Annotated in this window: 14 protein-coding genes; 11 read left to right on the forward strand and 3 right to left on the reverse strand. The window is 73.1% G+C overall.

Going from position 1 to position 11,687, the window contains the following annotated elements:
- The first annotated feature begins 127 nt into the window (after positions 1 to 127).
- The 4 genes from RY076_RS22395 to RY076_RS22410 are packed head-to-tail and all read left to right on the forward strand — an operon-like array spanning position 128 to position 3,216.
- Positions 128 to 523 (forward strand): TOBE domain-containing protein, encoded by a 396-nt coding sequence (locus tag RY076_RS22395; protein ID WP_323101964.1) that lies wholly within the window; start codon positions 128 to 130, stop codon positions 521 to 523.
- Positions 520 to 1,320 carry a molybdate ABC transporter substrate-binding protein gene (gene modA, locus RY076_RS22400; RefSeq protein WP_323101966.1) on the forward strand — a complete coding sequence of 267 codons (801 nt, stop codon included), beginning with the start codon at positions 520 to 522 and terminating at the stop codon, positions 1,318 to 1,320. Before RY076_RS22395 ends, modA begins: the two co-directional genes overlap by 4 nt.
- A gap of 37 nt (positions 1,321 to 1,357) precedes the next feature.
- Complete coding sequence (locus RY076_RS22405; protein WP_323101968.1) at positions 1,358 to 2,143, forward strand: ABC transporter permease; 786 nt, start codon at positions 1,358 to 1,360, stop codon at positions 2,141 to 2,143.
- On the forward strand, positions 2,140 to 3,216 hold the full coding sequence (locus tag RY076_RS22410; protein WP_323101970.1) for an ABC transporter ATP-binding protein: 1,077 nt from the start codon (positions 2,140 to 2,142) through the stop codon (positions 3,214 to 3,216). Before RY076_RS22405 ends, RY076_RS22410 begins: the two co-directional genes overlap by 4 nt.
- Before the next feature lie 8 nt (positions 3,217 to 3,224).
- On the opposite strand, the gene RY076_RS22415 is transcribed toward RY076_RS22410, so the two are convergent.
- Entirely contained in the window at positions 3,225 to 4,523 is a 1,299-nt protein-coding gene (locus RY076_RS22415) for an MFS transporter (protein ID WP_323101972.1), read from the reverse strand.
- Between the two features lie 110 nt (positions 4,524 to 4,633).
- Between RY076_RS22415 and RY076_RS22420 the strand changes: the two genes are divergently transcribed.
- From RY076_RS22420 to arfB, 3 genes are read left to right on the forward strand one after another with little or no spacing between them, the layout of a single operon-like run.
- Positions 4,634 to 5,785: an acyl-CoA dehydrogenase family protein gene (locus RY076_RS22420; RefSeq protein ID WP_323101976.1), complete on the forward strand. Its 1,152-nt coding sequence runs from the start codon at positions 4,634 to 4,636 to the stop codon at positions 5,783 to 5,785.
- Between the two features lie 57 nt (positions 5,786 to 5,842).
- On the forward strand, positions 5,843 to 6,610 hold the full coding sequence (locus RY076_RS22425) for an SDR family NAD(P)-dependent oxidoreductase (protein ID WP_323101978.1): 768 nt from the start codon (positions 5,843 to 5,845) through the stop codon (positions 6,608 to 6,610).
- Between the two features lie 27 nt (positions 6,611 to 6,637).
- Positions 6,638 to 7,093 (forward strand): alternative ribosome rescue aminoacyl-tRNA hydrolase ArfB, encoded by a 456-nt coding sequence (arfB, locus tag RY076_RS22430; protein WP_323101981.1) that lies wholly within the window; start codon positions 6,638 to 6,640, stop codon positions 7,091 to 7,093.
- Positions 7,094 to 7,159: 66 nt separating this feature from the next.
- On the opposite strand, the gene RY076_RS22435 is transcribed toward arfB, so the two are convergent.
- Positions 7,160 to 7,489: a DUF952 domain-containing protein gene (locus RY076_RS22435; RefSeq protein ID WP_323101983.1), complete on the reverse strand. Its 330-nt coding sequence runs from the start codon at positions 7,487 to 7,489 to the stop codon at positions 7,160 to 7,162.
- Between the two features lie 115 nt (positions 7,490 to 7,604).
- Between RY076_RS22435 and RY076_RS22440 the strand changes: the two genes are divergently transcribed.
- From RY076_RS22440 to RY076_RS22450, 3 genes are all read left to right on the forward strand, one after another.
- Positions 7,605 to 8,501, forward strand: a complete 897-nt coding sequence (locus RY076_RS22440; protein WP_323101986.1) for a peptidoglycan DD-metalloendopeptidase family protein — start codon at positions 7,605 to 7,607, stop codon at positions 8,499 to 8,501.
- Between the two features lie 201 nt (positions 8,502 to 8,702).
- Entirely contained in the window at positions 8,703 to 9,212 is a 510-nt protein-coding gene (locus RY076_RS22445; RefSeq protein WP_323101989.1) for a SigE family RNA polymerase sigma factor, read from the forward strand.
- The gene (locus RY076_RS22450; RefSeq protein WP_323101991.1) at positions 9,209 to 10,591 is read left to right on the forward strand and encodes a hypothetical protein; all 1,383 of its coding nucleotides are present in this window, start codon (positions 9,209 to 9,211) and stop codon (positions 10,589 to 10,591) included. The genes RY076_RS22445 and RY076_RS22450 overlap by 4 nt, the downstream gene beginning before the upstream one ends.
- Before the next feature lie 40 nt (positions 10,592 to 10,631).
- Here the strand turns inward: RY076_RS22450 and RY076_RS22455 are convergent, their stop codons facing one another.
- Positions 10,632 to 11,342 (reverse strand): Crp/Fnr family transcriptional regulator, encoded by a 711-nt coding sequence (locus tag RY076_RS22455; protein WP_323101993.1) that lies wholly within the window; start codon positions 11,340 to 11,342, stop codon positions 10,632 to 10,634.
- A 147-nt stretch (positions 11,343 to 11,489) separates the two neighbouring features.
- Between RY076_RS22455 and RY076_RS22460 the strand changes: the two genes are divergently transcribed.
- Complete coding sequence (locus tag RY076_RS22460) at positions 11,490 to 11,684, forward strand: hypothetical protein (RefSeq protein WP_323101995.1); 195 nt, start codon at positions 11,490 to 11,492, stop codon at positions 11,682 to 11,684.
- The last annotated feature ends 3 nt before the right edge of the window (positions 11,685 to 11,687 follow it).

Consider the following 11,687-nt stretch of genomic DNA (forward strand, 5'->3'; position numbering starts at 1 on the left):
CCTTGATCAATCGATACGTTGATTAAACGCCGACGAAGCCGCCGCGTCAACCCCTGGCACTCGAGGCGTCGCCTTGCGGGTGGACATCCCATCGTCCAGCCGCAGATGCGTGTGTAGAGTCATCTTCATGCCGCACCTGCGCATCACCGAGGCCGCCGCCCTGCTCGGCGTCTCCGACGACACCGTCCGCCGGATGGTCGACGCCGGACGCCTCGCGGGCGGCACCGACGAGGCCGGGCGTCGCACCGTCGACGGTGCACAGCTGGCCGCCGTCGCCCAGGAGCTCGCGCATCCGGCTGCGGTCGGCGCCATCGGGGGCGCGTCCGCCCGCAACCGGATGCGCGGCATCATCACCGCCATCACCAAGGACACCGTCATGGCCAAGGTCGAGATGCAGTGCGGGCCCTTCCGCATCGTCTCCCTGCTGTCGAGCGAGTCCGTCGACGACCTCGGTCTCGAGGTCGGGTCGGTCGCGGTGGCCTCGGTCAAGTCCACCCACGTCGTCGTGGAGGTCCCCGCATGAACCGCACCCGTGCCGCTCTCCTCCCGGCGGTCCCCGTGCTCACGGCCCTGGTGCTCGCCGCGTGCGGCAGCACCACCCCCTCGTCCGCCGACGGCACCGGACAGCCGGGGAAGTCCGGTGCCCCGGCGGCCTCCCTCCAGGGGACCGTCACGGTCCTCGCAGCCGCCTCGCTCACCGAGTCGTTCGACCAGCTGAAGAAGGACTTCGAGGGCGCCAACCCCGGCGTCAGCGTCGACACCTCCTACGGCTCGAGCGCGACGCTCGTGCAGCAGGCGAACAACGGCGCCCCCGCATCGGTGCTCGCCCTCGCCGGCACCGCGGCCGCCGACCCGCTCGACCAGAGCCTCGTCAAGGGCACGAAGAACTTCGCGACCAACGTGCTCGAGATCGCCGTCCCGCCGGGCAACCCGGCCAAGGTCACCACGCTCGCCGACCTCGCCAAGCCCGACGTCAAGGTCGTCCTCTGCGCCGACACCGTGCCGTGCGGCAAGGCGGCCCAGAAGGTCTTCACCAAGGCCGGCATCACGCCCAACGTCGTGAGCAAGGAGGTCGACGTCAAGGCCACGCTGGCCAAGGTCAAGCTCGGCGAGGCCGACGCCGCCGTCGTCTATCACTCCGACGTCGTGTCGGCCAAGGACGCGGTCGAGGGCGTCGAGATCCCGGCGAAGGACAACACGACGCTCGACTACCCCGTCATCACGCTGGCCGACGACGCCGCGACGAAGGCCTTCGTCGCATACGTCCTCAGCGCGAAGGGTCTGGCCACGGTGCAGTCGTTCGGGTTCGGCGCGCCCTGAGCGCCGGGCCCGCCCCGCGCGGGCAGGATGCTGTGACATGAGGCAGGGCGGAGGCTGGCGCTCGCGCGTCGCCCTCGGCGTGCCGGCGGCGGTGGCGCTGCTGCTGCTCGTCGTGCCGCTCGTGGCCCTGCTGCTGCGGGCCGACTGGGCGCGCATCCCGTCCGATCTTGCGACGCCGACGGTGCTGCCGGCCCTGCGGCTGTCGCTGACGACGACGTCGTGCACCGCGGTCCTGTGCCTGCTGCTCGGCACGCCGCTCGCCTGGCTCCTCGCACGCTCGGACAGCACCGCCACGAGCTGGCTGCGGGCCCTGCTCACGGTGCCGCTCGTGCTGCCCCCGGTGGTCGGCGGTGTGGCCCTGCTCATGACGTGGGGGCGCAACGGCCTTCTCGGACAGTACCTCTCGCCGTTCGGCATCCAGATCCCGTTCACGACGGTGGCGGTCGTGCTCGCCGAGACGTTCGTCGCGATGCCGTACTACGTGCTCGCTGTCGAGGGCGCCATGCGCGGGCTCGACCCGCGCCTCGAGTCGGTGGCCCGCACCCTCGGCGCGAGCGACCTGCGCTACCTGCGCACCGTCGGCATCCCGCTCGTGCTGCCGGGCATCGCGAGCGGCCTCGCCCTCGCGTGGGCCCGTGCCCTCGGCGAGTTCGGCGCGACGATCACCTTCGCCGGCAACTTCCAGGGCCGCACCCAGACCCTCCCCCTGCTCGTCTACGTCGAGCTGGAGCGCGACCCGCAGGTGGCCATCTCGATCTCGATCCTGCTGCTCGGTGTGAGCGTGCTCGTGCTCGGCGTCCTCCGCGGACGGTGGCTGCGATGAGTGCCTCGACGCAGCAGGGTGCTGGCCACCTCGACGCTCGGGTTCGCCTGCGCCGCGGGCAGACCGAGGTCGACGTCGCACTGTCTGCGCAGCCGGGGCAGGTCATCGGCGTGCTCGGCCCGAACGGTGGCGGCAAGACGACGACGGTCCTCGCCCTCGCCGGCGTGCTGCCCCTCGAGGCGGGGCACGTCCGCGTCGGGGCGCAGGTGTGGGACGACGGCGACCGACGCGTCCCGCCCGAGCAGCGCGCGGTCGGCCTCATGCTCGCCGACAGCCTCCTGTTCCCGCACCTGCGCGCCGTCGACAACGTCGCGTACGGACCGCGCAGCCGCGGCGTCGACCGGCACACCGCCCGCGAGCGGGCCGTCGACGAGCTGCGACGCGTCGGCCTCGCCGAGCGCACTGACGCGCGCCCGCGCGAGCTGTCGTCGGGCCAGCAGGCCCGCGTGGCGCTGGCAAGGGCCCTGGCCACCGACCCGTCGCTCCTGCTGCTCGACGAGCCCCTCGCCGCCCTCGACCCCGACACCCGCGCCCGCACCCGCAGCGACCTCGCGGCACGCCTCGCCGGCTACGAGGGCGTCACCGTTCTCGTTACCCACGACCCGCTCGATGCCCTGACGCTCGCCGACCACCTCGTCTTCGTCGAGGACGGACGCGTGTCGCAGGCCGGTACGCCGGCCGAGGTGCTCGGCGAGCCGCGCAGTCCGTACGTGGCCACCGTCGTGGGGCTCAACCTCTATGCGGGACAAGGCGACTCGCACGGACACGTCACGACCCCGACCGGGGCGCTCCTCGTGACGACCGACCCCACGGAGGGGCCGGTGTGGGCGACGGTCCCGCCACAGGGCGTCGCGCTGCACCGCTCGCGGCCCGACGGCTCACCCCGCAACACGTGGCCGCTGCGGGTGGCGTCGGTGACGATGCAGGGCCAGTCGGCACGCGTCGGGCTCGAGGGCGACCTCGCCCTGACCGCCGAGGTGACGCTCGAGTCGGTGGCCGGCCTCGGCATCCGCGTCGGCGAGCAGCTGTGGGCCGCGGTCAAGGCCACCGAGGTGCGCACCTACCCTCGCTGACCCGCAGGTCACGTGGCGGGAGCCGGGGCGACGTCGCCGACCGGCTCGGCGTCGGGACGGCCGCTGCTGCGGCGCACCCGCAGGAAGGCGAGGGCCGACGGCGCCTGCACGACGGCCGCCACGAGCAGCGCCACCGGGATCGAGGCCCACGACGCGAGCGCCCCGAGCGGTGGCCCACCGGCCACCTGGCCGATGGCGTCGGCCTGGCCGTTCATCGACAGGACGGTCGCCCGGGTCCCCGACTCGAGGTTGCGGTTGAGCCACGCGGCCTGGATCGGGCCGGCGAAGGCCTGCCCGGCGCCCCGGAGCCACACGCATGCGAGGACGAGCCACAGGTTGCCGAGCACGGCGACGCCGACGACGGCCAGCACCTGGACCGTCACCGCGACGACGACGGGCCCGGCCGGGTGCTCGTCGACGAACCGACGCGGCAGCCACCGGCCGCTGGCCAGCGATGCCGCGAGCGAGATGAGCGTGCCGACGAGGGCGAAGGCCGTGAAGGCCAGCGCCTCGTCGCCGCCGAAGACGTCCGGCATCGCGAAGGTGTCGAGCAGCCGCACCCGCCAGAGCCGGTCGAAGACCTCGCTCGAGAGACCGACGAGGAGGCTGACGAGGAGGAAGGCGCGCACGACGCGTCGGTGCCGCGCCACGCGCAGCCCGCCGACGAGCTGGGCGCGCAGGTGGGCGAAGGTCTCCCGCTCCCCGCGCGGCGTCGGGTGGAAGTGGCGCTCGGGCATGACGAGCAGCAGGCCGACGGCGAGCCCCATGAGCACGACACCCGACACGACGACGGGCACGCGCAGCGCCACCAGCCCGAGGAGACCCGCGGCGAGCGTGCCGACGACGCTCGCGCCGAGGTCGACCTGGGTCTCGCGGGTGAAGACCGGCCCGACGGCCTCCTCCCCCACCTCGTCGGTGATCCAGGCCTGGAGCGCACCCGAGGTGAACGTGTAGCCGATCCCCCACACGACGTTGCCGACGACGGCGGCCGCGAAGGTCGCGACGACGCCCTCGAACGCGAAGCCGACGCCGATGAGGAAGAAGCCGATGATGACCGACAGCCGCCGGCTGACGAGGTCGGCCACGACACCCGTGGGCACCTCGAAGAGGAAGCAGGTGGCCTCGAGGACCGTGCCGACGAGCACCATCTGGAACGGGTCGAGGCCGATGACGCGGTACTGGAAGACGAGGTTGAGTGTGAAGCAGGCCGAGAACGCGAACGCGCTGACCGCCGTCAGCGCGTAGAAGGTGCGTCTCGCATCGGCCGGGCGCAGCGGCCGCAGCAGGAGGTTCGGCACTCTCGGCACGCGCCGAGCGTAGGACCGTCGCAGGGTTTCGCGCACCGCGTTTGTCGGGCCGGGCCGTCCGATGCGTCCCACATTTTGGACGAGATGCTCGGACGTCCTAGTATTTCGCCATGCCAGCGACGAGGCTGATGCCCACCGACGACGCCGCCGACCTCATCGAGCTGACGCGCGAGATCTGCCGCAAGGACCTCGCCCCGCAGGTCGACGCCGCCGAGCGCGGCCGCGAGTTCCCCGAGAAGGCGTTCCGGACGCTCGGACGGGCCGGGCTGCTGTCGCTGCCCTACCCGGAGGAGTTCGGCGGGGCCGACCAGCCCTACGAGGTGTACCTGCAGGTCGTCGAGGAGATCGCGTCGGTCTGGATGAGCGTCGCCGTCGGCGTCAGCGTCCACAGCCTCACCGCCTACCCCGTCGCGACCTACGGCACGGACGTGCAGAAGGCGGCGCTGCTGCCCGGCATGCTCTCCGGCGAGCAGCTCGGCGCCTACTGCCTGTCCGAGCCGCTCGCCGGCTCCGACATCGCCTCGATGACGACCCGCGCCACGCGCACCGCCGACGGCTGGAGCCTCAAGGGCACCAAGGCGTGGATCAGCCACGCCGGCCACGCCGACTACTACACGACCTTCGCCCGCACCTCCGACGACGGCGGCAAGGGCCTGTCGACGTTCGTCGTCCCCGGCGACGCGCCCGGGCTGACCTTCGCCGAGCCCGAGCGCAAGATGGGCCTGCACTGCGACCCCGTCGCGCAGGTCATGTTCGACGCCGTCCCCGTCGAGGCCGCCCGCCTCGTCGGAGCCGAGGGCGACGGCATGAAGACCGCCCTCTCGGCCCTCGACGCCGGCCGGCTGGGCATCGCCGCGGCCGCCACCGGCCTCGCCCAGTCCGCCCTCGACGCCGCCGCGCGGTACGCGTCGGAGCGCGAGCAGTTCGGACGCCGGATCGCCGACTTCCAGGGCCTCGCCTTCCTCCTCGCCGACATGGAGGCCGCGGTCACGAGCGCCCGCGCCACCTACCTGCACGCCGCGCGCCTCAAGGACGCCGGCCGCGCCTTCAGCAAGGAGGCAGCCGTCGCCAAGCTCGTCGCCACCGACGCGGCGATGAAGGTGACGACCGACGCGGTCCAGGTGCTCGGCGGCGCCGGCTACACCGAGGACTTCCCGCTCGAGCGCTACATGCGCGAGGCCAAGGTCACCCAGATCTTCGAGGGCACCAACCAGATCCAGCGCCTCGTCGTGTCCCGCCACCTGCTCGCCCAGGTCCGCTGACCTGCCGGCCACCCACGGCCACTTCCGAACGACGCCCCTGAACCGAAAGGCCTTGCCATGCAGCTGAACTCCTCGACCGTCGCCCTCGTGACCGGCGGAGGCTCGGGCCTCGGTGGGGCCACCGTGCGGCGCCTCGTGGCCGACGGCGCCAAGGCTGTCGTCATCGACCTCGAGGGCTCGACCGCCCCGGCTCTCGTCGACGAGCTCGGCGGCGACCACGTCGTCTTCGTCCCCGCCGACGTGCGCGACGAGGCGCAGGTGCAGGCCGCCGTCGACCGCGCCACCTCGCTCGGCGAGCTGCGCATCGCGGTCAACTGCGCCGGCGTCGCCACCCCGGGCCGGGTCATCGGCCGAGGCGGTCCGCTCTCGCTCGACACGTTCCGCACCGTCATCGACATCAACCTCGTCGGCTCGTTCAACGTGCTGCGCCTCGCCGCCGCGGCGATGCTCGGCAACGAGCTCGTCGACGGCGACCGAGGCGTCATCGTCAACACCGCGAGCATCGCCGCGTTCGACGGGCAGATCGGCCAGGCCGCCTATGCCGCGAGCAAGGGCGGCATCGTCGGGCTGACCCTCTCGGCCGCACGCGACCTGGCGGACAAGGCGATCCGCGTCATGACCATCGCGCCCGGCACCTTCGAGACGCCGATGCTCGCCGGCCTGCCGGGTGAGGTCAAGGAGATCCTCGAGAAGCAGGTGCCGCACCCCTCGCGCCTCGGCAACCCGGTGGAGTACGCCTCGCTGGTGCGCCACATCGTCGACAACCCGATGCTCAACGGCGAGGTCATCCGCCTCGACGGCGCCCTCCGCATGCCCCCGCGCTGACCCGGCGTCGTCCCGCACAATGGCGGGGTGAGCGAACCGGGCCAGGACCTCGTCGTCGCCCCGGGTCCCGGGTTGCGACGCGGCCTCGTCATCCCCGCGGCCGAGCTGCTCGAGCGGTTCAGCCGGTCGTCCGGTCCGGGCGGCCAGGGCGTCAACACGACCGACAGCCGCGTCGAGCTGCTCTTCGAGCCCGGCACGTCGAGCGCCCTGACGCCGACCCAGCGCGAGCGCGCCGTCGCGGCCCTCGCGGGGCGGCTCGTCGCCGGACGCGTCTCGGTCGTCGCGTCGGAGCACCGGTCCCAGCTGCGCAACCGCGCAGCCGCCCGCGAGCGCCTCGAGGCGCTGCTGCGCGATGCGCTCGCTCCCCCGCCGCCGGCCCGGCGCGCGACGAAGCCGACCCGCGGCTCCCAGCACCGGCGCCTCGCCGGCAAGAAGCGCCGGAGCGAGGTCAAGTCGGGGCGCGGCCGCATCCGCCCCGACTGACCTCGCCGAACGCGGCCTCTCGACGAGAGGGAGAGCGCCGGACGTGGCCGCTCGACGGTCTGGGGTTCAGGCGTGCGGCGGCGGCAGCACCGTGGTGGCCACGACGGCGTCGACCTCGACCGGCCCGTACACGTGCGGGAACTCCTCGCCCGTCTCCGGGTCGCCGACCTCGTACACGACCCGCGACCCGAGCCGCGACTCGTCGATCTCGAGCAGGACGAGCGGCTCGGTGACATCGCCGTAGAAGCGTCGCCGCACCACCGGCCACTGCTGCGCCGTCGACGCGTGGATGAAGCCCTCCTGCTCGAGGGACAGCTGCCGCGTCGACCGTGTGTAGGCGCCGTCGCGCAGGGCCTGCTCCCAGTGGGACTGCTCGGCCAGGTGGTAGATCGTCACCGGCCCATCATGACGCCCCGTCCCGGACGACGCCGGTTAGCGGCTTGTTAGCCGAGAGGGGTTCAGTGCGGAGGGTCCGCAGCACCACTGCTTCTGCTCGGGAAAGGTCACTCCCATGCTCAGGAAGTTCGGTACGGCCGTCGTCGCCATGGCGGCCCTGGCCGCCGCCCTCGTCGCCGGCGCCCCATCGGCCAGCGCCACCGCCCGCAACGGCGTCTGCGAGGACGGCGAGTTCTGCCTCTACTACAACAGCGACAACGCCGGCTCACGCGTCGACCTCGTCAACTCCCAGCGCGACTACGGCAGCGGCTCCGGCTGCATCGAGTTCGTCAGCAGCGGCGCCGGCCAGGGCCAGTGCGTCAAGAACAACACCGCGTCGGTGTGGAACCGCACCGGCAAGCCGGTGTACGTCTTCTACAACAGCGACTTCGGCGGCACGTACGACCAGATCCCGGACGGGGCCAAGGTCGACCTCAACGCGAACGTCAAGAACAACAACGCCTCTCAGATCGTCGGAGACGCGTCGCTGCGCTTCCCGCTGGCCGTCAACCAAGCCGACATCAAGAACCGGACGCCGCACTGGTGCTGGGACAGCAAGGTCAACTGCCACCACGACTACAACGCGTCCGACATCTTCGCCGCGACCGGCACCTCCGTGCTCTCCCCCGTCAACGGCACCGTCATGACGAGGAACGTCCGAGCTGGCAGCACCGCCTGCAACAGCGTCGGCAGCACCGTCACGGTCAAGGACGGGTTCGGGCGCCTCTGGTACTTCGCGCACATGGACGACAGCCCGGCGCCCGTCGTGTCGGTCGGCCAGTCGGTGAGCAAGGGCCAGCGCATCGGCTACGTGGGCACGAAGTACCACGCCCTCTGCACCGACTCGCACCTGCACATCGACATGCGCGTCGGCGTCGACTCGCGGGTCTCGTGCAGCGCATCCGCCTGCGCCGGCTACGGGTTCGTCAACAACCAGCCCCTCCTGCGCAACGCCTTCCTCGAGCTCCCGTGAGCTGAGGCCGCACCGCGCACCACCCGACGGCAGGTTCCGGCGCCACGCGCCGGGACCTGCCGTTCGTCCCGTCCGTCGGCAGCGTCGGTCACGATGGGGTCACGGTCCGGACGGGACCCCGTGAGGTGCAACCATTTCGGGGGCCGACCGCGTCCTGCGGTCGACGGCTCCACAGGGGGAGCCGCCAGAGAGGCACTCACGATGCAGTCACCCCAGGCCGAGGACGACTTCGCCGCGTTCGTCCGGGCCCGCCAGCACGCCCTCGTGCGCTTCGGCTACCTCCTCACCGGCGACCGGATGAGCGGCGAGGACCTGACCCAGACCGCCCTCGCGCGGCTCTACCTCAAGTGGGACACGATCCGTTCGACCGAGGCCGTCGAGGCCTGGGTGCGCAAGGTCATGGTCAACGAGCACACGAACTGGTGGCGCCGGGCCTGGCGCCACCGTGAACGGCTCGATTTCGACGCCGCGCACTCCGACGCCCGCCCGGCGCCCGGCGGGTCGGCCGACGGCCGGGTCGACGACGACCTGTGGCGTCAGGTGCTCGCCCTCCCACCACGCCAGCGAGCCGCCGTGGCCCTGCGCTACTACGAGGACCTCTCCGAGGCCCAGACCGCCGAGATCCTCGGCTGCTCCATCGGCACGGTGAAGAGCCAGACCCACCGCGCCCTCGCATCCCTCCGGACCAAGCTCGAGGAGGTCCCCGCATGACCACCGACCCGATGAACCCCGACCCCACGACCCCGGACGACCTGCAGCAGCGCCTCGGGGCTGCCCTGCACGGCCACCTCGACCGCGTCGCCGCGTCGACCGACCTCACCGGCGGCGCCGTGCGACGCTCGCGCGCCATCCGCCGCAACCGCACCGTCGGGACGAGCGTGGTCGCCGCGGTCGCGGTGCTCGCGGTCGCGACGCCGATCGCGTGGAGCAGCCTGCGCGCGGACCGGGCGCCGGTGGTCCCGGCCACGACGAGCAGCCTCACCACGACAGAGCCGACGACGACCACGAGCATCCCCACCTCCTCCGCCCCGTCCGGCACCACGGCCCCCGCGACGCCGGCCACGCGCCCCGCGACCGCTGCCACGTCGGCGGGCTCACCGGTCGTCACCCGGGACAACACCCGCACGCCCCGACGCACCGTGACCCTCGGGTCGACGCTCGCGGCGGGTCCCGCACCCGACGTCGCCTGGCGGCTCGACGACACCATCCACGTCGGGGGCTCCTCGGCACGTCTCGACGTGCCGGAGCGCTGGACGTGGACCTCCCTCGCCGGCGGGACGGGCGTCGTGCTCCCCGACGCCTGGGACACCGGGGGCCCGGTCCGGATCGTGCGCGCCGACGGCACCACCGTGGCCACGGCGCTCACCGTCCCGCCGCGGCATGCCGCCCAGGTGGTGGCCGACGCCGACGGCACCCGCTTCGCCGTCCTGGTGCGCGTACCCGGGGGTTCGGGCTCCGACGCGTCCGCCACCGTCTTCGACGCCCGGGGTCGTGAGGTCGAGACCAAGACCAACCTGCTCCACGACGTCGAGCTGGCCGGGTTCGTCGGCCAGCGGGTGCTGCTCGGCAACCGCGTGGTCGGCCGGAGCTACGTCTGGGACCTGTCGAGCAACGTCATCGACCGCTACACCGACGCCGGGGTGGTGCGCGCCGTCGACGGCACCCGCGGCCTGGCGGCGCTCTGGACGCCCAACGCCGACGTGACTGCAGGGTGCACCGAGGTCGTGGACGTCAGCGGCGCCGAGCCGGTGCTCAGGGCACGTTCGTGCGGCGAGTTCGTGCCCACCGGCTTCTCGCCGGACGGCACGAGCCTCGTCGGCTACCCGGTCACGACCGACGGTGAGGGAGCCGCGGTCATCGAGGTGCTCGACATCGCCTCCGGCCGGATCGACCTGCGGCTCAAGGGCGCCGGGCTCCCCGAGGCGCGCTTCCTGCCCGGCGGGACGCTGGCGCTCGAGGTGCTGCTCGACGTCGGCCGGCCCGGGGCGAGGAACGTACTCGCGACCTGCTCGGCCCAGGGCCGGTGCACGCGGTTCACCGAACCGGTGCCGCTGACCATGGACTCGGCGCGGTACGGCCTGTCCCGTTGAGCCGCCGGGCCGGCGCCGGGCTCGGGACCGACGGGTGGGGTCACCCGTGACGGGCCTGGCGTCCGGCGCCGGCCAGGCGCCGGAGGGCGTCGGGGTCCCGCACCGAGATGCGCCCACGGAGCAGCTCGACGACGCCCTCGGCCTCGAGGTGCCGCAGCACGCGGTTGGCCGTCGGGCGGGTGACCCCGGCCAGCTCGGCCAGGTCGGTCTGGTTCAGCGGGACGAGGACCGTCACCGGGTCGCGCACCGGTGACGACGCCGGGGACCGCGACGCGTAGACGTCGCACAGTCCGGCCAGGCGTCGCACCACCCGCTGCTCCGCCGGCTGGTGCAGCGCCTCCATGAGGGCGTCCGTGAGGCGGGCGACGCGGGCCGCGAGCAGCCGCAGGAGCAGCCGGTTGACCTCCGGGTGCGCCGCGCAGAGTCGCTCGAACTCGACGAAGGAGAGCGTCATCGTCACCGTCGGCTCGATCGCCTCGACGGTCGCCGTGCGCCGGCCGTCACGCCGGATCATCGCCAGCTCACCGAAGGTCTGTCCCGGGCCCATGACGGCGTAGGCGTGCACGTCTCCTGAGTCCGACGCCCGCCAGGCGACGACCCGGCCCTCGACGACGAAGTGCACCGTTTCGGCGAGATCGCCCTCGTGGCAGACGATCTCACCCGCGGCGAACGTCCGCCGATGCATGCGGGCGAGCACCGCGCGGCGCTCTTCAGGGCCGAGGTCGGCCAGCAGGCCGGGAGCCGTGGTCATGTCCGTCGAGCCGTCGCCGCGTGCCCCCGGGCACACGCGTCGTGTCGCCGCGGGCACAGACGGGCGGCTGCCGAACCGGGATCGTCGTGTCCGAGCACATCCGGAGGTCGAGGGGCCGCGAACCCCTCGCGGAGGCAGGAGGGCGACATGACGACCACGACCGCACGGCACGGGCACCCGGACCTGGCCCACCACCACCCGCGGGTCAGCCGGACGCGACGCGGCGAGTGGACCTGGCGGTGCGAGTGCGGAGGAGCCTCCGCACGGGCCGCCGTGACGCGCCTCAGCTGGCGGCAGGCCTTCATCGGCGCGCTGATCCACTCGGCCTCGATCGCCCCCTGACCC

The sequence above is a fragment of the Intrasporangium zincisolvens genome (genome assembly GCF_034724055.1).
Classification (GTDB): domain Bacteria; phylum Actinomycetota; class Actinomycetes; order Actinomycetales; family Dermatophilaceae; genus Monashia; species Monashia zincisolvens.